The 23,689-nt window shown below is 37.4% G+C and carries 22 protein-coding genes; 19 read left to right on the top strand and 3 right to left on the bottom strand.

The window, feature by feature from the left end; translation table 11 throughout:
- Window positions 1-6 precede the first annotated feature (6 nt).
- On the top strand, window positions 7-957 hold the full coding sequence (locus LF20184_RS07085) for a thymidylate synthase (RefSeq protein WP_056945128.1): 951 nt from the start codon (window positions 7-9) through the stop codon (window positions 955-957).
- Window positions 958-967: 10 nt separating this feature from the next.
- Window positions 968-1,459 carry a dihydrofolate reductase gene (locus LF20184_RS07080; RefSeq protein ID WP_010019881.1) on the top strand — a complete coding sequence of 164 codons (492 nt, stop codon included), beginning with the start codon at window positions 968-970 and terminating at the stop codon, window positions 1,457-1,459.
- Here LF20184_RS07080 and trhA read toward each other — a convergent pair.
- Window positions 1,452-2,102, bottom strand: a complete 651-nt coding sequence (gene trhA, locus LF20184_RS07075) for a PAQR family membrane homeostasis protein TrhA (RefSeq protein WP_010019880.1) — start codon at window positions 2,100-2,102, stop codon at window positions 1,452-1,454. The two genes, LF20184_RS07080 and trhA, sit on opposite strands and share 8 nt — an antisense overlap.
- A 205-nt stretch (window positions 2,103-2,307) precedes the next feature.
- On the opposite strand from trhA, the gene LF20184_RS07070 reads away from it, so the two are divergent.
- The 13 genes from LF20184_RS07070 (at window position 2,308) to LF20184_RS07010 (ending at window position 13,803) form a co-directional block, all read left to right on the top strand.
- Window positions 2,308-3,150 carry a fatty acid kinase binding subunit FakB gene (locus LF20184_RS07070; RefSeq protein WP_010019879.1) on the top strand — a complete coding sequence of 281 codons (843 nt, stop codon included), beginning with the start codon at window positions 2,308-2,310 and terminating at the stop codon, window positions 3,148-3,150.
- A 46-nt stretch (window positions 3,151-3,196) separates the two neighbouring features.
- Window positions 3,197-4,045: a DUF459 domain-containing protein gene (locus LF20184_RS07065; protein ID WP_056945127.1), complete on the top strand. Its 849-nt coding sequence runs from the start codon at window positions 3,197-3,199 to the stop codon at window positions 4,043-4,045.
- Window positions 4,045-4,638 carry a YpmS family protein gene (locus tag LF20184_RS07060; protein WP_099240474.1) on the top strand — a complete coding sequence of 198 codons (594 nt, stop codon included), beginning with the start codon at window positions 4,045-4,047 and terminating at the stop codon, window positions 4,636-4,638. The genes LF20184_RS07065 and LF20184_RS07060 overlap by 1 nt, the downstream gene beginning before the upstream one ends.
- A gap of 12 nt (window positions 4,639-4,650) precedes the next feature.
- Window positions 4,651-4,875 (top strand): YozE family protein, encoded by a 225-nt coding sequence (locus LF20184_RS07055; protein ID WP_010019875.1) that lies wholly within the window; start codon window positions 4,651-4,653, stop codon window positions 4,873-4,875.
- Between the two features lie 23 nt (window positions 4,876-4,898).
- Window positions 4,899-5,753 (top strand): ribosome biogenesis GTPase YlqF, encoded by an 855-nt coding sequence (gene ylqF / locus LF20184_RS07050; protein WP_010019874.1) that lies wholly within the window; start codon window positions 4,899-4,901, stop codon window positions 5,751-5,753.
- The gene (locus LF20184_RS07045; protein WP_010019872.1) at window positions 5,743-6,516 is read left to right on the top strand and encodes a ribonuclease HII; all 774 of its coding nucleotides are present in this window, start codon (window positions 5,743-5,745) and stop codon (window positions 6,514-6,516) included. Before ylqF ends, LF20184_RS07045 begins: the two co-directional genes overlap by 11 nt.
- Window positions 6,517-6,565: 49 nt before the next feature.
- Window positions 6,566-7,381: a DNA-processing protein DprA gene (dprA, locus tag LF20184_RS07040; protein ID WP_010019871.1), complete on the top strand. Its 816-nt coding sequence runs from the start codon at window positions 6,566-6,568 to the stop codon at window positions 7,379-7,381.
- Window positions 7,382-7,486: 105 nt separating this feature from the next.
- Complete coding sequence (topA, locus tag LF20184_RS07035) at window positions 7,487-9,574, top strand: type I DNA topoisomerase (protein WP_010019870.1); 2,088 nt, start codon at window positions 7,487-7,489, stop codon at window positions 9,572-9,574.
- A complete protein-coding gene (gene xerC, locus LF20184_RS07030) occupies window positions 9,575-10,474 on the top strand; it encodes a tyrosine recombinase XerC (RefSeq protein ID WP_010019869.1) in 900 nt (299 codons plus the stop codon).
- A gap of 12 nt (window positions 10,475-10,486) precedes the next feature.
- Window positions 10,487-11,011, top strand: coding sequence for an HslVU peptidase proteolytic subunit (gene hslV / locus LF20184_RS07025; protein WP_010019868.1), 525 nt, complete (start codon window positions 10,487-10,489; stop codon window positions 11,009-11,011).
- A gap of 16 nt (window positions 11,012-11,027) precedes the next feature.
- Window positions 11,028-12,464 carry an ATP-dependent protease ATPase subunit HslU gene (hslU, locus tag LF20184_RS07020; RefSeq protein WP_010019865.1) on the top strand — a complete coding sequence of 479 codons (1,437 nt, stop codon included), beginning with the start codon at window positions 11,028-11,030 and terminating at the stop codon, window positions 12,462-12,464.
- Between the two features lie 9 nt (window positions 12,465-12,473).
- Window positions 12,474-13,352 carry an aldose 1-epimerase family protein gene (locus tag LF20184_RS07015; protein WP_010019864.1) on the top strand — a complete coding sequence of 293 codons (879 nt, stop codon included), beginning with the start codon at window positions 12,474-12,476 and terminating at the stop codon, window positions 13,350-13,352.
- A 172-nt stretch (window positions 13,353-13,524) separates the two neighbouring features.
- Window positions 13,525-13,803 (top strand): hypothetical protein, encoded by a 279-nt coding sequence (locus tag LF20184_RS07010; RefSeq protein ID WP_010019863.1) that lies wholly within the window; start codon window positions 13,525-13,527, stop codon window positions 13,801-13,803.
- 53 nt (window positions 13,804-13,856) lie between these two features.
- On the opposite strand, the gene LF20184_RS07005 is transcribed toward LF20184_RS07010, so the two are convergent.
- The gene (locus tag LF20184_RS07005) at window positions 13,857-14,549 is read right to left on the bottom strand and encodes a DUF3862 domain-containing protein (protein ID WP_056945126.1); all 693 of its coding nucleotides are present in this window, start codon (window positions 14,547-14,549) and stop codon (window positions 13,857-13,859) included.
- A 291-nt stretch (window positions 14,550-14,840) separates the two neighbouring features.
- Between LF20184_RS07005 and LF20184_RS07000 the strand changes: the two genes are divergently transcribed.
- Window positions 14,841-16,559 (top strand): ABC transporter ATP-binding protein, encoded by a 1,719-nt coding sequence (locus LF20184_RS07000; protein ID WP_010019859.1) that lies wholly within the window; start codon window positions 14,841-14,843, stop codon window positions 16,557-16,559.
- A complete protein-coding gene (locus LF20184_RS06995) occupies window positions 16,559-18,340 on the top strand; it encodes an ABC transporter ATP-binding protein (RefSeq protein WP_010019858.1) in 1,782 nt (593 codons plus the stop codon). Before LF20184_RS07000 ends, LF20184_RS06995 begins: the two co-directional genes overlap by 1 nt.
- A 50-nt stretch (window positions 18,341-18,390) precedes the next feature.
- On the opposite strand, the gene plsY is transcribed toward LF20184_RS06995, so the two are convergent.
- Window positions 18,391-19,014: a glycerol-3-phosphate 1-O-acyltransferase PlsY gene (gene plsY, locus LF20184_RS06990; protein ID WP_010019857.1), complete on the bottom strand. Its 624-nt coding sequence runs from the start codon at window positions 19,012-19,014 to the stop codon at window positions 18,391-18,393.
- A gap of 206 nt (window positions 19,015-19,220) precedes the next feature.
- On the opposite strand from plsY, the gene parE reads away from it, so the two are divergent.
- Both parE and parC read left to right on the top strand, forming a co-directional pair.
- Window positions 19,221-21,221, top strand: a complete 2,001-nt coding sequence (gene parE / locus LF20184_RS06985; protein ID WP_010019856.1) for a DNA topoisomerase IV subunit B — start codon at window positions 19,221-19,223, stop codon at window positions 21,219-21,221.
- A 10-nt stretch (window positions 21,222-21,231) separates the two neighbouring features.
- On the top strand, window positions 21,232-23,673 hold the full coding sequence (gene parC / locus LF20184_RS06980) for a DNA topoisomerase IV subunit A (protein ID WP_010019855.1): 2,442 nt from the start codon (window positions 21,232-21,234) through the stop codon (window positions 23,671-23,673).
- Window positions 23,674-23,689: the final 16 nt, after the last annotated feature.

Genomic DNA, 23,689 nt, shown 5'->3' with positions numbered 1-23,689 from the left:
AAAACTATGCATAACGAACAACAATATTTAGACCTTTTGCAATACGTTTTGGACCATGGACATAAAAAAAGCGACCGCACGGGAACTGGTACGATCAGTACTTTTGGTTATCAAATGCGTTTTGACCTACAAGAATCATTTCCACTTTTGACAACGAAAAAGATTCCTTTCGGTTTGATCAAAAGTGAATTGTTGTGGTTCTTGCATGGCGATACCAACATTAGATATTTGCTAGAACACAAGAATCATATTTGGGATGAGTGGGCTTTTAAAAATTATATTGAGAGTTCTGACTATAAAGGACCAGACATGACAGATTTTGGCCGCCGTCACTTAATAGATGAAGATTTCAATCAAAAATATCAAGTTGAAAAAAAGAAATTTGATCAGAGCATTTTGAATGATGATGCATTTGCCCAAAAATTCGGTAATCTCGGGGATGTCTATGGTGCTCAATGGCGTCATTGGCAAAAACGAGATGGTGGATTCATTGACCAAATTGCTGATGTGATCGAGCAAATCAAAAAGACTCCTGATTCAAGACGTCTGATCGTCAGTGCCTGGAATCCAGAAGACGTTCCAACTATGGCCTTGCCACCTTGTCATACGTTGTTTCAGTTCTATGTCAACGAAGGGAAGCTCTTTTGTCAATTGTATCAACGCAGTGGCGATTTATTCTTAGGTGTGCCTTTTAATATTGCCAGTTACGCTTTATTGACTCATTTGATAGCTCGTGAGACTGGCCTAGAAGTCGGTGAATTTATCCATACTTTGGGTGATGCACACATTTATTCTAATCACCTTGAGCAAGTAAAAGAGCAATTGAGTCGTAAACCTGTTGCTGGACCAAGTCTAGAAATTACCAGTGATAAGAGCATCTTCGATTTAGATGTCAAAGATATTCGTGTCGATAACTATAATCCGCAACCAGCTATCAAAGCTCCGGTTGCTGTCTAGGAGTGAGAAAATGATCAGTTTTGTTTGGGCCGAAGATAAAAACCATGTGATTGGCGTTGATGGACATCTACCATGGAAGTTACCTAATGATATGAAGCGTTTCAAAGATGTTACGACTAATCATCCTATTGTTATGGGACGTAAAACCTTTGAGAGTTTTCCCAATGGACCTTTGCCAAAGAGATTAAATATCGTCATCTCTAGAAATCCCAATTATCAAGTACCAGAAGGCGTAGTTTTGATTTCTAATAGAGAACAACTAAAAGACGTCGTTAAGCCAGATGATGAAGTTATGGTCATTGGTGGTGCGGGAATTTTTAGAATGTTTGAAGATATTGTGGATCGTTTGTATTTGACACGAATCAATCACGAATTTGTTGGAGATACGAAAATGGTTGATTTAGATTATCGTCAATTTAAATTGATCGAAAAAAAAGAAGGCATCATGGACAAAGAAAATGTTTATCCATATACCTTCGAGACTTATCAAAAAATTAATTAACAAAGAAATAAACTGAGAAGTACATTAGAGCCGTTCCAATCATGACGAAAATGTGCCAGATAACGTGAATGTATTTAAGATTTTTCATTAAGTACAAGCAGGCTCCTAATGTAAAGGCCACACCTCCTGCAACTAAAAGCCAGATACCAGTTGCACCGATTGCTTGATAAAGTGGCTTCATAGCGATGATGATGGCCCAACCCATTAAAACGTAAAGTAGAGTTTCAAAGTATTTGAATTTGCCAACGTTGAAAATCTTGTAGAGAATACCACCGATAGCTAATAGCCAAATGAAGGCCAGAATTCCGTAACCAAAGGCTGAATGTAAGGCAATTAAACAATATGGCGTGTAGGTACCAGCAATCATCAAGAAAATCGAGCTGTGGTCAAAAATTTGAAAAACACCTTTAGCTTTAGTGAAATAGAGACTGTGAAATAACGTTGAGCTCAAATATAAGAAAAATAACGTGAAAGCGTAAATAAAATATGCGGTAATGTTAAGTGGATTTCCTTGGTGGAATCCCTTAATGAGCAAGAAGACTGATCCAATTATTGCTAAGATAATTCCAATACCGTGCGTAACGGCGCTGAATATTTGATCAGTTATCAAATAAGTTCTAGTAAAATTTGGTTTTTTTGACATTTTGAAGACCTCAATTGTTTGGATTACGTAAATATTATATACGTCTAGGGACTTTTCAGACAACGACAATCTTTAGTATAATGAAAAACGGTCATTGTTTTGTATATAAATATTAATTAAAATACATGATATTGATAATTTACTAAGAATAAATTTGGTATAATTAGATTAATTAAGAACTAAGACCCTATGAAAGAGGGATAAAATGAGCAAAGTAAAAATTATTGCCGATTCGTCGGTACAATTAACTCCAGAAGAAATAGAGAAATATAATATCAGTATTGTCCCTTTGACGATCAGTATTGACGAAAAAACCTATGTAGATGGTGTAAATATCACTCGAGAGAAGTTTGTTGAGGAAATGGACTCTTCAAAAGATCTACCTAAGACATCACAACCTTCAATCGGTACTTTTATGGAAGTAATCGACAAGGTGCCAGAAGACTATACGGATATCTTGTTGTTGATGATGACACCTGCAATCAGTGGTACAATCAACGCAGCTAGACAAGTCGCTGATATGACTGACCGAAACGTTGAGGTAATCGATACAGAATTTACCGATCGTGCACAAGGGTTCCAAGTTATCAAAGCAGCACAATTGGCTCAAGAGGGTAAGTCAGTTGCTGAAATTAAGACAGCTTTGGATGAAGTTCGTGATCACACATACTTATACATGGGCGTAACTAGTATTGAAAACATTTTGCGTGGTGGTAGACTAAGTCGTTTTGCTGGAACATTGTCAACTTTATTGAATATCAATTTAGTTTTGATAGTTAAAGACAACAGCTTAAATATTGCTAAACGTGGTCGTGGTCGCAAGACGATTGAAAAATACATGGACAACGTCTTAGAAGAAATCAAAGGCTTAAAGAATATTAAAGCTATTGGTATTTCTTACGTTGATAAGATGGATTACGTCAATGAATTGAAGGAAAAACTTGCCGAAATCGTACCGAATGTGCCGTTATTGATTCGTGTTACTAGTCCTGTAATTGCAACTCATGCGGGATCAGGTGCCTTCGCAATTGAATTTTATACAGAGTAAAAGCTGATGATTGCATCAGCTTTTTTTTGAAAGATGGATTATATAAATGAAGAAAAAAAGTATTTGGATTATTGTAATAATTATTTTGTTGGTTGCTGTCAGTGGGGGAACTTATTATTTTGTCCATAACAATGAACAACAAGTGGTTGAAACAAAAACGGCTAAAAAAACTAAGCCTAAAATAAAAGTTATTCCTAAAAAGAAAAGTATCGATATCGTGGCAGTTGGTGATTCTTTGACTCAAGGTGTCGGTGATTCTAAGTCAGTTGGAGGCGGCTACGTTACACGTTTGACCAAAAGGGTTCAAGATAAATACGATGTCAAAGCTCAATCTCATAACTATGGAGTTTCCGGTGATACTAGCAGTCAGATCATGACTCGAATCAAAAATGACAAAAAGATGCATCAAGATCTACCAAAAGCTGATATCATCACGGTAACAGTCGGTGGCAATGACTTTATGCATTTGTTGCAAAGAAAAGGTTTAGATCTTACAGCTGGCGATATTGCCGATGAACAAGTACAATTTGACAAAAGATTAACGCAGTTGTTGACTGATTTACGTGGTTACAACAAGACAGCACCGATTTATTTAATTGGAATTTATAATCCATTCAGTATTTATTTATCAAATGTCAAAAATGCTAAGACAGCCTTTATTAATTGGAACAAGGCTTCAGCTAAGGTAGCAAGTAACTTTAATGATACTCATTTTGTGGATATCAACAATTTGTATCAACCAAAAAATATCAAGAAGAAGATTCAAAAAACGGGTGTCAATCCATATCTTTACAAGAAAGACCACTTCCATCCCAACGGAACCGGTTATGATATGATGACAGAAAAAATCTTTGAGCAAGTAAATGGGACTAAGAAAGAGTGGCTTTACAAGTAATGAAGAAAAATTATTGGAAATATGCATTTATCGCTTTAGTAGCAATCATCGTAGTAGGATTAGGTTTTATCGGGACCAAAGTTTTTAGTTCTCCAAGAGACAATTATCAAGTTTCTTCAAAAATCGTTGATCAAGATGCCAAAGTCTTTACTGTCGATATGACTAAACAAGAAGCCAATAAGATGGCACAATATTATTTGAAACATACTTTAAATGATGGCAAAACTGATTATCAATTGATTTTGAAAAAAGACGCTGAATTGACTGGTGACGTCAAATTCTTAGGCGCTACCATCAATTTTACGATTTTGATGCAACCTTATGCCAAAACTAATGGTGACGTGTTGCTTAAAGCAAAAAAAATGAAAATCGGTGATTTATCATTACCAATTTCTTTTGTAATGAATTATATTAAGAATAGCTTTAAAACACCTAATTGGGTCAGTATCGACGGTAAAGACAAGTCTATCTTGTTGAAATTTACTAAGTTCACTACCAAAGAAGGTTATGGCATTCGTGCTAAGAACATCGATTTGAAAAATAATAAGTTGTCCTTTGAAGTAATGAATACTAAAATTACTGATAATCAATAGGAAGGAGTAAAAATGAGACGCAGTTTTTATGAGTTTTTAATGACTCTTCGCAATTCAGAGAGTGTCGAACCAGAAGCAGAATTTGCGAATAATGCTTTTCGTGACTCTTCTTTCCCTAAACATGAAGAAAGCTACCAAAAACTTTCGGAATATTTGGAATTAAATGCAGGCTATTTGCCAAGCATGACTATTTTTGACGAAGCCTATCAAAAGTATCAAGAAATAGATAAAAAATAAATGACAGAAAAAGGGTGATGGTAATGGCACTACAGTGGTATCCGGGACATATGAACAAGGCAAAGAATCAAGTACAAGATCGACTCAAATTAGTTGACATTGTACTTGAAATCGTTGATGCGAGATTGCCTTTCTCGTCCAGAAATCCAGTTTTGGAACAAATCATTGACCAAAAGAAACACATAATTATTTTGAATAAGTCTGATTTGGCTGACCCTAAAATCACGGCTGATTGGAAGTTGAATTTTGAACAAGAAGGTACTAATTCAATCGAAATTGATGCCAAGCATACTAAAGGTATGAATAAGATCAAATCGATGATTCGTTCAGAATTGTCTGAGAAAATCCAACGCTACGAAAATAATGGCGTTCAAAATTATCGTATCAAGGCTATGTGCATTGGAATTCCTAATGTTGGTAAGTCAACGATTTTAAACCGTCTAGTCGGAAAAAATGTGGCGGTAACAGGAAATAAGCCTGGTGTCACTAAGAATCAAAATTGGTTGAAGACTAATATTGGTATCGATCTATTGGATACGCCGGGAATTCTTTGGCCTAAGATCGATGATCCCAAAGTAGGAATGAAATTGGCTCTCTCAGGCGCTATCAAGGATAAAATCTATGCTCCTGATGATGTGGCTATCTATGCCTTGAATTTCATGGAAACACATTATATGGACCAATTACAAGAAAGCTATGGCTTGACTAATGCTGATATTTTCAACCATACGACACCAGAATTATTGATGAACTTAACTAAAAAGTTTGGATACAAAGAAGACTATGACCGTGCATCCAGAAGAATTATCGATGATGTTCGTAAATTGAAATTAGGACGTTTGACATTCGATATTCCTGGGGAGTTTTATGAAGAATAAGTACACCATTAAAGCAGTAAAAGAATTACTGAATCAAGAAACTGTTTCAGATGAGCTACTAAAAGAATTGCAATTGGATTCTCGTGTTGGCGTTAAAAAGTTATTAGAGCAATATTATAAAAAAATTGAGCAGAAAACGGCTTTGATCGAGAAATTTCATACGAAAGAATTTTTGGAAAAGCCTTATTGGAACCATAATTTATTAGTTGCTGGTGTCGACGAGGTTGGACGTGGACCATTAGCTGGACCAGTTGTGACAGCTGCGGTGATTTTGCCACCAGATAATACTTTATACGAAGTCGATGATTCTAAGAAATTGTCGATTTCAAAGCGAGCTCAATTATATAAGCAAATTTGTGATCAAGCGATTGATATCAGTGTGGCAGTAGGCTCACCACAATTAATTGATCAGGAAAATATCTATCACGCAACCGAGTTAACAATGGCACAATCTATCAAGCGTTTGTACGCAAAACCGGATCATATCCTAGTCGATGCGATGACTATACCAGTTGATATTCCTCAGACCAAATTGATCAAGGGGGATGCTAAGTCATTAAGTATCGGTGCTGCTAGTATCGTCGCTAAAGTCAGTCGAGACCGTCTAATGACGATGTATAGCCATTTGTATCCTGAATTTGGTTTTGAGAACAATGATGGTTATGGAACTAAGCAACATTTGCAAGCTTTGGACGAATTTGGTCGAACAAAAATTCATCGCTTGAGTTTCTCACCGGTTAAAAAAATCAATAAATTATATTAAATTAAGACATCACTTCGTAATTTTGATTAAAAGGAGTGGTGTTTTTATTATGAATAAATTGACGGAATTTTTAGTGAAATGTCGCATGACAGGGATGGTTTCCAATCAAATTCTTTTAAAAATTATAAAAATATCATTAAAAAGTGATAATCTTGAGGATGAAACCCGTCTAATGCTAGAAAAAGAGTGGGAGTTGGACAAATTAAACCAGTTTCTACTATTATTAGAGGGTCAGGATTGTATAAATGTAAAAGCAATCAATTATTTAGATGAAGCATACCCACAGAGCCTGCGAACGATTTATAATCCACCGGCACTCTTGTTTTTTGAAGGAAATATTGCTTTACTTAAAACGGAATGCGTAGCAATCATCGGTTCAAGAGAAGCGACAAATTACAGTTTTCGTTGCATTAGTACTCTTGTCCCGCGTTTAGTAAATCGTTATACTATTGTGAGCGGTTTAGCAAATGGGGCAGATTCAATGGCAAATGAAGAAGCTTTAGTGTATGGTAAAACTATTGCCGTACTTGGAAGCAGTTTGAATCAAGCGTTTCCAACTAAGAATTGCCATTTGCAAAAAGCTATTGCTAAAAACGGATTATTGATCACTGAATATCCAGTTGGCGATTCGATAGAACCGTGGCATTTTCCCCAACGGAATCGCATTATTGCAGGTTTGAGTCAAAAAATTATTGTGACGGAAGCTAAGTTGAAGAGTGGATCAATGATTACCGTTGATTTGGCTTTAGAAAATGGTCGCGAAGTTTTGGCTTTGCCGGGTCGGATCGATAGTGAATTATCGCGCGGCTGCAACAGTTTGATTGAGCAGGGCGCGACACCGTTGATCGATTTTGATAATTTATAAAAAACATTTATTTGAAAAATATTTCATCTTTTAAATTGACAAATTAAAAATCTGTGATTAATATATTGTCAGTTTTAACTGATCCATTGGAAAGGAGCACTTTACGTGCCATCAACAAAGCAGAAAAATTTGGTGATCGTTGAATCACCATCAAAAGCAAAAACAATTGAAAAGTACTTGGGACGTAATTATCACGTTGTTGCTAGTTTAGGACATGTTAGAGATCTACCTAAGAGTCAAATGGGTGTTGATATCGAGCATGACTATGAACCAAAATACATTTCCATTCGTGGTAAAGGTCCAGTAATTAAAGATTTAAAGAAAGAAGCTAAAAAAGCTAAAAGAGTTTATCTGGCAGCCGATCCGGATCGTGAAGGAGAAGCTATTGCCTGGCACGTTTCGCATTTATTAGGTTTAGATGATGATGACAAGAATCGAGTCGTCTTCAATGAAATTACTAAAGATACTGTCAAGCAAGCCTTCAAAACTCCTCGTTCGATCGATATGAACTTAGTTGATGCTCAACAAGCTCGTCGAGTTTTGGATCGTTTGGTTGGTTATTCAATTTCCCCAATTCTTTGGGCAAAAGTTAAAAAGGGCCTCAGTGCCGGACGTGTGCAATCAATCGCTTTGAAATTAGTGATTGAGCGTGAAAATGAGATTAAGAAGTTCGTTCCTCAAGAATATTGGACGATCGAATCGATCTTTAAACATGACAAAGACAAGTTCAAGGCTAACTTCTACGGACTTGACGGCAAAAAAGCCGAATTAAAGAACAATGATGAAGTTCAAGATGTGCTTGGTCGTGTCGATAAGAAAAAAGATTTCTCAATTGATAAAGTTACTAAAAAAGAACGTAAACGTATGCCTGCCGCACCATTTACAACTAGTTCTTTGCAACAAGAAGCCAATAAGCGTTTGAACTTCAAGACGAGAAAAACCATGATGATTGCTCAACAATTGTATGAAGGAATCAACTTGGGACGCAAAGAAGGTACAGTTGGTTTAATCACATACATGCGTACTGATTCTAAGCGTATTTCTAAAGTCGCTGAAGCAGAAGCTTCAAAATTCATCCATGAAGAATATGGCGAACCTTTTGCCATTATCAAAGAGCGTAAAGATAAGAACCAAGAAGGTGCTCAAGATGCCCACGAAGCTATTCGTCCATCATCAGTCTTTAGAACACCAGCTTCGTTAAAAGATATCTTGAGTCGTGACCAATTCCGCTTATACAGTTTGATCTGGTCAAGATTCGTTGCCAGTCAAATGACGCCAGCTGTCTTTGATACGATGACAGTTGATTTGTCACAAAATGGCGTTATGTTTAGAGCTAATGGTTCAAAAATCAAGTTTGAAGGTTACCGCAAGGTTTACCAAAGTGCTGCTGATAAAGCTCGTAAGGACAATATCTTACCGGACTTAGCTGAAGGTGACACTGCCAAGCTTCAATCAAATGATCCAGCTCAACACTTTACACAACCACCAGCAAGATTTACTGAAGCTTCCTTAGTTAAAGCTCTAGAAGAAAATGGTGTTGGTCGTCCATCAACTTATGCACCAACAATCGATACGATTCAACGTCGTTACTACGTTAAATTGAATGGAAAGAGTTTTGAACCAACTGAGTTAGGTGAAATCGTCGACAACTTGATTCAAGCTTACTTCCCAGATATCGTTAATATCGACTTTACAGCTAACCTAGAAGACGAACTGGATCATATTGAAGAAGGCAAGGAAGACTGGGTCAAAGTCGTTGATCGCTATTACAAGCCTTTTGCTAAAGAATTAGAGTCGGCTGAAGATAAGATTGAAAAAGTGCAGATCAAAGATGAACCAGCCGGTATGGATTGTGATATCTGTGGTGCACCAATGGTTATCAAGATGGGACGTTATGGTAAGTTTTATGCTTGTTCACGTTTCCCAGCTTGCCGCAACACTAAACCAATCGTTAAAGAGATCGGCGTAATTTGTCCTAAATGTAAGAAGGGACAAGTTATTGAACGTAAATCAAAGAAGAATCGTATTTTCTACGGTTGTTCAAGATACCCTGACTGTGACTTCGTTTCATGGGACAAACCAATTAATCGTGATTGTCCAAAAGATGGTCACTACTTAGTTGAAAAGAAAGTTAAGGGTGGTCGTCAAGTAATCTGTCCAAATGGAGATTATGAAGAGGATATTCAAAAATAAATGATAGAAAAAGAGTTAATCGATAAATTCGTTGATAATTTAATGGTTAACCATCACTACTCAGAAGAAACAAAAAAATCTTATTTAGAAGATATAGATAATTTTGTTTCTTTTTTAGACCAAAATGGTGGTTTTAAAGGCTTTACGAAAGTTAATCGGATTGATATCGAAACTTTTTTGACGTATATGGATGAAAAAAATTACGCTGATGAGACTGTGGCACGAAGAATTTCTGCCTTGCGTTCGTTTTATAATTTTTTAGTTCGTAATAAATTTATCCAAAATAATCCTTTTGATTTAGTGCAATTACGTCATAAAGGAAGAAAGCTGCCCCGATTTTTTTATGAAAAAGAAATGCAGCAATTATTCGATGCCGTCCGTGGTGTTGACCCACTTTCGCAAAGAAATTCAGCTTTATTAGAATTGCTCTATGCCACTGGCATGCGAGTTAGTGAGTGTGCTAATCTATTATTAGACCAGCTAGACTTCTCTAATGGCATCGTCTTGATTCACGGAAAAGGTGATAAAGATCGTTATGTACCTTTTGGAAGCTTTGCTCAGAAGGCGTTGGAGAAGTACTTTGAGTCTGGTCGTAAGACCTTGATGGAGAAAAATCATCAAGATCATCAATTTGTCTTTGTGAATAGTCGTGGTGGCAATTTAACGAGTCGCGGGATCTCATATATTCTTGATCAAATTATTAAGAAAACTAGTTTGACCGCTGATATTCATCCCCACATGATTCGTCATACCTTTGCAACGCATATGTTAGAGCACGGAGCTGATTTAAGAACCGTGCAGGAGTTGCTAGGACATTCCAGTCTATCAACAACCCAAATCTATACGCATGTGACTATGGAACATTTACAAAAAGATTATAAAAAATATTTCCCAAGATAGAGAGGGTTTCAAATGACTACAATCGTTGCTGTTAAACACAATGACCGCACTGCTATTGCTGGTGATGGTCAAGTTACAATGGGTGAAAAGTATATTATGAAGGGAACTGCTCACAAAGTAAGACGTATTTATGATGATAAAGTTATCATTGGTTTTGCTGGTGGAGTGGCTGATGCTATTACATTACAAGATTGGCTTGAAAAGAAATTAAAGGCTTACTCAGGCAATTTAAAACGTGCTGCTGTGGAATTGGCACAAGATTGGCGTAAAGACCCTACATTGCAAAAATTAGAGGCTTTGTTGATTGCTATGGATAAAGATAACTTGCTTTTGATCTCTGGTAGCGGAGAAGTTATCGAACCTGATGAAGATGTTGTTGCAATCGGTTCTGGTGGTAATTTTGCTCAAGCAGCCGCTATTGCCATGCAGCGTCATGCCAAAGATATGGATGCACAACAAATTGCCGTTGAAGCTATTAAAATTGCGTCAAGCATTGATATTTTTACTAACGAAAATATTATTTCAGATAAATTTTAAATTGAGGAGTTAGTCAATGGACACATTAACACCAAAACAAATTGTCGCTAAATTGGACAATTACATTATTGGACAAACAGATGCTAAAAAGGCAGTGGCGATTGCACTTTACAACCGTTATCGTCGTATGCAAGTACCAAAGAAATTGCAACAAGAAATCACACCTAAGAACTTAATGATGATTGGACCTACTGGTGTTGGTAAGACTGAAATTGCCCGCCGGTTAGCCAAGATCGTCAATGCACCATTTGTAAAAGTCGAAGCTACTAAGTTTACTGAAGTAGGCTACGTTGGTCGTGATGTTGAATCAATGGTTCGTGACTTAGTTAGCATGGCAGTTTCTATGGTCGAAAAAGAAAAATTTGATGAGATCAGACCAGAAGTTCGTCGTGATGTCGATAAGAAATTGGTTAAATTATTAGCTCCTGGTGTTAAAAAAGAACAAAAGCAAAATCCTAATGACTTTATGAGTATGCTCAATAGCATGCAAAATGGTGGTCAAAATCTTGGTAGTATTTTTGGCAATAACGAAGATACTATCGACGAAGATCCAGATAAAAACGCTGAAGTAACTGATGATATTAGAAATCAACGTCTATCTGTCAAAGAACAACTTGATAAGGGTCTTCTCGAAGATGAAGAAGTAACTATCAAAGTTGAAGAATCTAAAAAAGTTGGTCCAATGGATGATCAGATGGGTCAAATGGGTGTTGACATGTCCGGTATGATGGATTCTTTGATGCCTAAGAAGACTATTACTCGTACACTTCCAGTTAAAGAAGCTCGTGAATTGTTGATCCAACAAGAATCACAAAAACGTGTCGATCATGATGAGATTTATCAAAAGGCTATCGAAAAAACTCAAAACAAGGGAATCATCTTCATTGATGAGTTCGATAAGATTGCAGCTGGAGACAAGAAGACTTCAGGTGAAGTTTCTCGTGAAGGTGTACAACGTGACATCTTGCCTATTGTTGAAGGTTCAAGAATCAATACTAAGTACGGTCCAGTTGATACTGATCATATTTTGTTCATCGCTTCAGGTGCTTTTGCCGAAAGTAAGCCTAGTGATTTGATTGCTGAACTTCAAGGACGTTTCCCAATTCGTGTTGAATTGAACGACCTAACTGAAGACGATTTCATTCAAATCTTGACAAAACCAGACAATGCTTTGACAAAACAATATGTAGCGCTTACAAGAGCTGACGGAATTCATTTAACTTTTACTAAAGAATCTGTCGAAGAGATTGCAAAAATTGCTTTTGAATTGAATAATAGTAATCAGAACATCGGTGCAAGACGTCTTTCTACTGTCTTGGAAAAGATCTTGGCTGATATTCTATATGAGGGTCCTGATATGCAAATGGGCGATATTACTATTACACGTGAATACGTTCGTGAACAAGTCGGTAAGATTGCCGAAAATCAAGACCTTTCACGTTACATTCTTTAGGGGGAAATCATGACAGTTTATCAATTGAAGAACGATTACTTAACATTAAAGGTTAATTCATTAGGTGCTGAAATGAACAGCATCACTAATAACGAAGATTCACAGTTCATCTGGCAAGCAGATAAGAACGTTTGGGGTCGTCACGCTCCAGTGTTGTTCCCAATCGTTGGTCGTTTAAAGGATGATCACTATTTCGTTGATGGTAAAGAATTCAATATGACTCAACATGGGTTTGCACGTGATCAAGAATTCAGTCTTGATTCACAAACAGATTCAAAATTAGTTTTGAGCTTGACTACTAGTGAAGCTAGTCTTGAAAAGTATCCATATCACTTCAAGTTGAGAATCATTTATCAACTAGTTAAAGATACTGTACAAATTTCATACTTAGTTGATTCATTGGAAGAAAATGATGACATGTACTTCTCAATCGGAGCACATCCAGGCTTTTGCGTTCCATTTGACAAAGGTTTGAAGTTTGAAGATTACAAAGTTTCAATCGATCCAGCAGAAACTAGAACTCACATTCCAATCGACAATCACTTGATCGACTTAAATGGTGAGAAGAAAGTTGAAAATCAAAACTTTGATATGACACGTGATTACTTCGTTGATGACGCTGTTGTTTATCGTTTAAATGATCCAGCAGAAGTTACTATTTACAGTGATAAGTCAGATCATAAGTTGACACTTGATACAGGTAACGCCAAATTCTTCGGTATGTGGTCAACATATCCTGATGATAACGGTAAGTTCATGTGTATCGAACCATGGTGGGGACTTGCTGACAAGACTGATAGCGATAATAACTTTAAGAATAAATATGCTATTAACAAGTTGGCTCCTAAGGAACAATTCGAAGCATATTTCTCAATTAGCGTAAAATAATAATTAATTAAAAAACAGAGTTTCATGATTCTTTTGAATTCATGAGGCTCTGTTTTTTTGTGTTTTAAAAGAAAATACTCATTCAGGACTACCTAAGGGGGGATTGAAGATATCCTCTTATAAGCGCTTACATTTAGCGGTACAATAAAATAAAGACGAGGGGGGTTAAGCAATGAAATTTAAATCATTATTCGAAGTGATTCCAGAAACTTGGGAGATTGAGTTTAAAGACCGTGACACAGCTCACAAAATTTATGATGAGGTGAAGAGTAAATATAATGACAATTTGGGACCAATTACTGTTAACAATGATACTTGGTACATTGGAACTAAATTATCAGATGAAGAATTCAAAAAGGATATCGTAGAATTTTTAGATCAGTTTGATATCGAGCAATCGCAGTATTCCGTCGATAAAACTGAAGTTGGCAAATTTTGGAGTCCCCTCTAAAGACAAACAAAAGCCTCACTAGGCACTTGCCTAATGAGGCTTTTAATTTGGTATTATTCCATCCCTGATTGGCTTTTACCACTCACTGAACCGTCAGTAAAGGTAACAACGAAATTGGCTCCAGTATCGCCAGAAACATCGGATGAGTAAGTATAGTTGACGACTGACTTACCATCGGCAAGCGATTCGCTATAACTGTTGGGTTTTCCTAAGTTAGTGTGAATAGCGTCAACATCTTGACCGTTTTGAACTGAACTGTAAGCATCTAGTCCCAATTTTTCAGAACGTTTAACCTTTAAGCCGTTTAAAGCTTTGTTGATAGCATGTCCATTTGCAAAGCTGACTTTGAGAGTTGAGCCTAATTGACCATTTTGGACGTCGTTCCAAGTATCTTGTTCAGTTTTAACACCTTGATTTTCAGTGATAGAGGTAGATGAAGGTTTACCTAAGATATTGTGGACTGTTTCGATTGGTGTTCCACTAGTTTCGTTTAGATAAATACCATTATATTGATAGAAGGTTACACCAGTCTGCTTTTTGACCTTCTTTTTAGAGGTATCTTTTTTTTCTACTTTAGTGGTAGTTTCTTTGAAAGGACCAGTAGAGGTGATCTTCATGCCAGCAGTCGCACCACCAGCTAAGATAATAATTATTATTATTAACCAAAACCACCAGCGACTGTAAAAATGCTTAGGATGTTTTTTTGAACGATATTGTGCTCTAGTCGGTAAATTGTTTGAATCCATCTATTTAATCCCTCCCCGAATTGATAACGCTTTAATTTCATTTTATCAGTAACAATGGATAAAAGTAGCTTTATTTACGAAAAAAATTAATGATTTAAAAATATTTTTAACTTTTATAATGTATCTTTCTTGATAAAAATATTATTTCAGTGTACTATTTCTACTAACGTTTTCATTCAGTTTAAGTTTCATCGGAGGGTCCAAGGATTTGTACCAGACAAGATGCTAAGTAGTTTTTCTACTGAGTGTCTTGTTTTTTTTAACTGGATGAGTGAATGAGGGAGGTTATTTATGAAAGTATTGATCCCATATATTAAGCGTTATCGAAAAGACCCGTATATTGCAGTCATTTCAGTCATTGCCTTAGTTTTTGCGACATTGTGGCAACCAAGACTGTTACAAGTTGTTATGAATGCAATTTTAAAGGGAGACAAAGCAACTATTTTTCAACAAGGAATCCTTTTGATAGGTCTAGCAATCATCGGTATTATTGCTGGTGTTATCAATACGATTTATTCAGCACACGTCGCTTTAGGTGTAGCAACTGATTTACGTGCTGATCTGTATAGTAAAGTTCAGTCATTTGCATATGCGGACGTTGAGAAGTTTTCAGCATCCAATTTAGTTGTCCGAATGACTAATGATATTAATCAAGTTCAACAGATCGTCATGGCTGGATTCCAACAGATCAGTCGAATCCCATTGCTATTTATCGGAGCATTTATTTTAGCGATGGTAACGATGCCACAACAATGGTGGGTCTTGATTGGAATGATGATTATCGTTTTGGGGGTTAGTTTTTACTCATACAAGAAGATGAGCGACTACTTTGGTCAAACTCAACAAAATATTGAGGACGTCAACACTGTAGCTCGTGAGAATTTAATGGGTATTCGAGTGGTTAAGTCTTTCGTCCAAGAACCTAATGAGATTGCTAAGTTCTCTAAGGTATCGGATAAATTGACGAAAGTTACGGCTAAAATTGGTTATAATTTTGCTATTTTAATGCCGGCATTCTTTTTAACCGCCAACATTGCCGTAGCTATCTCGATTTATATTGTCGGACAAAATGTTACGACGCATCCAACGTATTTAGCAGCTATCACTAGTTTTATCTCATATTTGATGCAGATCTTGTTTGCGGTTATCAACGGTGGTTTCTTAATGATTGCGGCTTCTAGAGCTAACATCTCATTGGGACGAATCGGAGAAGTTATGGCTACTACTCCAAGCATGAACTACGTAAAAGGTGACGATAAACCTGTTATTGGCGATATCGAGTTTGATCACGTAAGCTTCACTTATCCGGGCGATGACGAACCAACGCTAAAGGATATCTCTTTTACAGTTAAAGCTGGTGAAATGATTGGTATCGTTGGAGCAACTGGCTCAGGTAAAACTACTTTGGCACAATTGATTGCTCGGTTGTATGATCCGGACTCTGGAGTTATTAAAATTGGCGGAGTTGATATCAAACAATTGCCAGAAAAATCTCTTCGTGAAACGGTTGCCTATGTTTTACAACGTTCAACGATGTTTTCTGGAACGATTTCAGCTAACTTGCGTCAAGTAAAAGAAGATGCGACTGCTACTCAAATGCAATGGGCTGCTAATATTGCTCAAGCATCTGAATTTATTGAACGTCTACCACAGACTTACGATGCACCGGTTGAAGAGCGTTCATCTAACTTCTCTGGTGGTCAAAAGCAACGTCTTTCTATTACTCGTGGAGTCATTGCTAATCCGAAGATTTTGATTTTGGACGATGCGACCTCAGCACTTGATGCTAAGTCAGAAAAATTAGTTCAAGAGGCATTGGATAAAGATTTGCAACACACTACGACAGTTGTGATTGCCGAAAAGATCTCTTCAATTATTCGTGCTGACAAGATTTTAGTAATGGATGATGGAAAAATAGTTGGTAATGGCAATCATCATCAGTTAGTAGCTGACAATGCTGTTTATCAGGAGATTTATAAGACACAAAAAGCTAGAGAGGGGGCAAAATAATGAGTGACTTGAAAAATGCTGGGAAATATTATTGGCATTATTTGAAAAAATACTGGTTTGGATTCTTAATGACATCCATTTTGATCGGTATTTCGACTGCCTGTATCGTTATTGCCCCAACTTATTTAGGAAAAGCAGTTTCAGAGTTGACGACCTACTTGCAACAATGGACTGACGCAGCAACTCGTGGAAGTGCCAGTTTAGGAAGCTTTCACAAGACGTTGTGGATCTACTTGAGTCTATACATTGGAGATGCATCAACGCTTTTGATTGCCAGTTGGATCTTGGCTAGAATTACGGCTTTTTCAACTGGGACTATGCGTGTGGGAATGTTTAGAAAAATGCAAAGAATGCAAGTTAAATATTTCGATTCTCACAGCGATGGCGACATCTTAGCTCGATATACGTCTGACTTGGATAACATCTTCAATGCGATGAACCAAGCTTTGATTGAAATTTTCTTGTCAGTTGCGCAGTTTATCGGTTTGTTAATCGTCATGTTCAACCAAAATGTCACGATGGCTTGGGTCACAATGGCTTCAACACCGGTAGCTTTGATCGTGGCGGGATTCGTAATGAAAAAAGCCGGCGTAGCTGTTAACCACCAACAAGATGATATTGGTAATTTGAACGGTTATATCAACGAACAAGTTACTGCCCAAAAGGTCATTATTACTAATGGCTTGCAAAAGGATTCGATTAAAGGCTTCTTGAAACACAACCAAACAGTCCGTAAATCGGCTATGTCTGGTCAAATTTGGTCAGGTGTCTTAAATCCTTTGATGCAAGGGATGTCACTGTTGAACACAGCAATCGTTATTTTCTTTGGTTCATGGTTTGCTCTAAACGGAACGATGTCGACTGGAGCAGCTTTAGCCTTAGTCGTAGTCTTCGTTAACTACGCACAGCAATACTATCAACCAATCATGTCTTTAACTAGTTTGTACGGTATGATTCAATTGGCTATCACTGGAGCTCGTCGTGTTGATGAGGTAAGAAGCCAACCTGATGAAATTGCACCAAAAGATGGCAAGTCGCTGGACGGCATCAAAAAAGAACTACAGATCGATGATGTACACTTCAGTTACTTACCAGGAAAAGAAATCTTGCATGGCGTGTCTATTTCAGTCCACAAGGGCGAAATGGTCGCTTTAGTGGGTCCAACTGGTTCAGGTAAGACTACGGTCATGAATTTATTGAATCGCTTCTACGACGTCGACAGTGGTGCTATTACGATCGATGGCGTGGACATTCGTCAATTCGACTTGCAGAAGTTGCGTAAGAACGTCGGGATTGTCTTGCAGGATCCGCAACTATTTTCAGGTACGATTGCTGATAACATTCGTTATGGTGATCCAAGCGCTTCAATGGATCGAGTAATCGATGCGGCTAAGCAAGCTAACATCAATGAGTTTATTATGAGTTTACCTGATGGCTATGAAACAAAGGTTTCAGATGAGCAGAGTGTTTTCTCAGCTGGACAAAAGCAACTGATGTCAATTGCGAGAACGATTTTGACTAATCCACAATTATTGATTTTGGATGAAGCAACTTCTAACGTTGATACAGTTACTGAAGCAAATATTCAAGCAGCAATGGATCGGGTAATTCAAGGACGGACGAGTTTTGTTATTGCTCACCGTTTGAAGACGATTTTAAATGCTGACAAGATTGTGGTCTTAAAAGACGGAAATATTATTGAACAAGGCAATCATCAAACCCTTTTGGCAGAAGATGGTTTTTATGCCGGTCTTTATAAAGATCAAATGGTCACAAATTAAAAAAAAGAGCAGGTCGAGAAGTTAAATTCTTGACCTGCTTTTTTGTGGAATTATTTTTGATTTTTCTTAGCTTGTTGTTTCTTGTATTGTAGACCAATTGGAACGAGGTTTTCTTTTCCTTTGAGTAATCGCTTGATATTAGGAATGTGACGAACATAAATAATGACGGTAACAATAGCAGCGACGGTAGTTAAGATCCAATCGTGCAAAAATAACGAAGCGACGGTAAAGAAGAGTACGGTTGTTAAACTAGCTACACTGACCATGCTAGTAACGTAAACGATTGTTGCTAAGACGATAAAACAAATCGTAAACAACAAAGGATTGTAAGCTAGTAAAATACCAGCACTAGTAGCGACGGCTTTACCACCTCTGAATTTCAAGAAGATAGAGAAGCAGTGGCCGATAACGGCACAGATTCCGACGAAAAGAACCCAATGATGATCAAGTCCAAAGAAGACAGGCATCAATGCTCCTAATGTTCCCTTTAAAATATCGATAATTAAAACTAGTGTTCCGGCATATTTACCGAAGACCCGGTAAGCATTTGTGGTTCCAACGTTACCACTACCATAATCAAAAATATTTTTGTGGAAGAAAAATTTTCCGACTAGATAGGCAGTTGGAAATGAGCCGATTAAATAGGCTAAAATGGCACAAATGAGAAGTTTCATTAAAAAATCACTCTCTCAGCTTTATTTTTTGGTATATTGTAATTCTATGGTGTTTTAAAAGAATTATAAATACCAACTTAGACATTATCCACTATTTTAGCCAAAAATAAAAGATTTCTCTTGAATACGAACGTATATTCGTATAGTGTGAATAGTGTTATAATACTAAAATAACTGCAGTAGTAAATGAAAAAGGAATGATATAAATGCCAAAATCATCTTATGATGATTCGTCAATTCAAATCCTTGAAGGATTAGAAGCTGTACGAAAAAGACCTGGTATGTACATTGGTTCCACAGATTCACGTGGATTACATCACTTGGTCTATGAAATTGTCGATAACGCAGTCGATGAAGCTCTATCAGGATTTGGTAAGGAGATCAATGTCACTATCAACAAAGATAGTAGCATTACTGTCGTTGACCATGGTCGAGGAATGCCAACGGGAATGCATTCGTCTGGTCGTCCAACGATTGAAGTTATCTTAACGGTTCTACATGCCGGAGGTAAGTTCTCCGAAAATAGTTACAAAACGTCTGGTGGTCTACACGGTGTAGGTTCATCAGTTGTAAATGCCTTGTCTGAATGGATGACAGTTCGTGTCGTTCGTGATCACAAAGTTTACGAAGAACGTTTTGAAAATGGTGGCCATCCGGTCGGAACTTTGAAAAAGACTGGTTCAACTAAAGAAGGCAGTGGAACAACGATTAGTTTCAAGCCTGATAAGACGATTTTTCAAACAACCAAATTTAATTTCGATACTTTAGCCGAAAGACTTCGTGAGTCAGCCTTCCTACTCAAAGGTGTTAAGTTTACTATCACTGATAAACGTGGTGAAGAAGACAAGGAAGAAGTTTTCCATTACGAAGATGGTATTCAATCATTTGTTAAATACCTCAACGAAGGAAAAGATGCTCTTGGTGGAATTTTCTACGTAGAGGGTACTAATTCAGATATTGAAATCGAATTTTCCGGTCAATATAACGACGGTTATTCTGAAAATATCATCTCGTTTGTTAATAATGTTCGTACTGCTGATGGTGGGACGCACGAGGCCGGAATGAAGTCTGGTTTGACTAAAGCGTTCAACGACTATGCAAGAAAGGTCGGACTATTAAAAGAAAATAGCAAGAACCTTGAAGGTAGCGATGTTCGTGAAGGTCTATCAGCAATTATTTCGGTACGTATCCCTGAAGAAATCTTGCAATTCGAAGGTCAAACTAAGGGAAAACTTGGTACTCCTCAAGCAAGATCAGCTGTTGACCAACTAGTTTATGAACAAATGAGCTTTTATTTATTGGAAAATGGTGAGCAAGCACAAATGCTCGTCAAAAAAGCTCTCAAAGCTCGTGAAGCTAGGGATGCTGCTAGAAAAGCTCGAGAAAGTACTCGTAGCGGCAAGAAGAACAAGAAGACTGATGGTTTGTTGTCTGGTAAATTGACACCTGCTCAATCAAAGAATCCAGATAAAAACGAATTGTTCCTAGTCGAGGGTGATTCTGCCGGTGGTTCTGCTAAACAAGGCCGAGACAGAAAGTTCCAAGCTATCTTGCCATTGCGTGGTAAGGTTTTGAATACTCAAAAAGCTAAGCTGGAAGATATCTACAAAAATGAAGAGATCAATACGATGATCTATACGATCGGTGCCGGTGTTGGAGCTGACTTCAAGCTAGAAGACAGAAATTACGACAAGATCATTATCATGACCGATGCCGATGATGATGGTTCTCACATTCAAATCTTGTTGTTAACGTTCTTCTATCGCTACATGCGCCCACTAGTTGAATCAGGTCACGTATATATTGCTTTGTCGCCACTTTATCGTTTGCAAAAAGGTAAAGGTGCCAAAACTAAGACTAAATACGCTTGGACTCCAGATGAACTAAAAGCTGGTATCAAAGAAATGGGTAAAGGCTACGACTTGCAACGATTCAAAGGTTTGGGTGAAATGAATGCCGACCAACTTTGGAAGACGACAATGGACCCTGCTAATCGAATTTTGATTCGGGTCAATATCGATGATGCGGCTTTAGCTGAACGTCGTGTAACTACCTTAATGGGTGACAAAGTTAAACCACGTCGTGATTGGATCGAAGAAAATGTTCGCTTCAACGGAACTGAAGAAGGGGACAATATCCTCGAAAAAGTCGATGCAACTGATCCAATCGACAGTAAAATCGTTGACGATTTATTGAATAAGGAATAGGTGATAAATAGTGACTGAAAATTCTCCTAAAATTCAAGATATCTCGCTCGAAAAAATCATGGGAGATCGATTTGCGAGATATTCAAAATCAATTATTCAAGAAAGAGCTTTACCTGACATTCGAGACGGTTTGAAACCAGTTCAACGTAGAATCTTGTACTCAATGTTTTTGGATGGCAACACGTATGACAAAGGCTTTCGTAAGTCTGCCAAAGGTGTTGGTAACGTCATGGGTAATTTCCACCCTCACGGGGACTCTTCAATTTATGAAGCCATGGTGCGTCTTTCACAAGATTGGAAATTACGTGAACCTCTAATTGAAATGCATGGTAACAATGGTTCGATGGATGGAGATCCGCCAGCTGCCATGCGTTATACTGAAGCTCGCTTGAGCAAGATATCAACGGAAATGTTACGTGATATCAACAAAGGTACTGTCGATGAAGAGTGGAATTTCGATGATACTGAAAAAGAACCAAAGGTTTTACCAGCTAGATTTCCTAATCTTTTAGTTAATGGTGCAACTGGTATTTCTGCCGGTTATGCGACAGAGATTCCACCACACAACTTAGGTGAAGTTATCGATGCTACGATCAAGATGATCGACAATCCAGATATTACTTTGGATGAGTTGATGAAGATCGTTAAGGGACCAGACTTTCCAACCGGTGGTATCTTACAAGGAAAAGATGGTATCAAAGAAGCTTATCAAACTGGACGTGGCAAGGTCTTTCTTCGTTCTAAGACAACGATTCAAGAAATTCGTGGTCATAAATCGCAAATCGTGATTACCGAGATTCCTTATGAAGTTAACAAGGCTCAATTAGTTAAAAAGATGGATGAAATCAGAGTTCTTAAAAAGGTCGAAGGTATCGCTGAAGTTCGTGACGAATCTGACCGTCAAGGTTTATCGATCGTTGTTGAATTGAAGCGTGACGTCGATGCTAACGGAATTTTGAATTATTTGTTCAAAAATACTGATCTGCAAGTTTCATATAACTTCAATATGGTGGCTATTGCTAATATGTCGCCACAACAAGTTGGTTTGATTCAAATCTTGAAGGAATACATCAAACATCAAGAAGACGTCGTTTTACGTCGTAGTCAATTTGACCTAAGTAAAGCGAAGAAACGCTTGCACATCGTTGAAGGTTTGATCAAAGCTTTGTCGATTCTTGATAAAGTTATCAAAACGATTCGTGGCAGCAAGAATAAATCCGATGCCAAGAATAATTTGATTAAATCCTATAAATTTACTGATGAACAAGCAGAAGCTATCGTTTCCTTGCAACTTTATCGTCTAACTAATACTGATGTAACTGAACTTGAAAAAGAAGACCAAGAGTTAAATGACCAGATCACTTCTTTGAATAAAATTATCGATGATCATCAGACTTTGATGAATGTGATCAAAAAGGAACTATTGACCGTCCGTGATACGTACGCTGACAAGCGTCGAACTAAGATTGAGGCTAAGGTCGAAGAAATCGAAGTTGATACTTCAGTTATGGTTGCCAGTGAAGATGTTCGTCTATTAGTTAGTCATGATGGTTACGTTAAACGTAGTAGTTTGCGTTCTTATCAAGCTTCTAGTCCAGAAGACAATGGTCTAAAAGACGAAGACTATCCAATCATCGATCAAAATGTCAACACGCTTGATCATGTCTTCATTTTTACTGATAAGGGTAATTTGATCTATCGTCAAATTTTTGAAATTGAAGATAGTCGTTGGAAGGATACCGGTTCGCACTTGTCTCAACAGGTTGGTTTGGATAGTGATGAGTCGATTCTCAAAGCGTTTGTCTTTAAGGATTTGAAAGAAACAGGCAATTTCTTAATTGCTACAAATGAAAACTACATCAAACAAGTTGCTTTCAGTGACTTGTTGCCGGGACGTACTTATAAGTCTCGTGCTTCGAAGTATTGCAAGATCAAGTCAGCTGATGCTAGAGTTATGAACGTCTATTACTTAGCTAGCGATTCATCTGATTTAGTTTATGTCTTTACGCAACACTCTTATGCTTCAGCCTTTCCAGTTTCTGAAGTGCCGGTAGTTAGTGGCAAAGCTATTGGGGTTAAATTTGTCAGTCTAAAAGCTGATGATCAATTAGCTGGATACTTCCTATCGACTGACGAAAATGAAAAAATTGCTTTATTGACGCAACGTGGTTCATACAAGCAAATGAAGTTGTCAGAGATTCCTATAACTAGTCGTGCCCGTCGTGGTGTCTTAACGTTACGTGAATTAAAACGCAATCCACATCGAGTGCAATTAGTAACTAATATTTCAAACGACGAGTCAATTTCAATCATTACTGACATTAACAAAGAAATTGAAATCGATCGTGCTGGACACCAAAGTACCGACCGTTATTCTAATGGTTCATTTATCATGGATCCGGAAACTGATGGGATTCCTGTTAGATTTGTCAAAAAAGTTGAAGAAAAATAGGATATAATCAGCATAG

The organism is Companilactobacillus farciminis KCTC 3681 = DSM 20184 (assembly GCF_002706745.1).
Taxonomy (GTDB): domain Bacteria; phylum Bacillota; class Bacilli; order Lactobacillales; family Lactobacillaceae; genus Companilactobacillus; species Companilactobacillus farciminis.
Note: the sequence above shows the minus strand (reverse complement) of the source record. Positions and strands in the feature narration are given on the sequence as shown.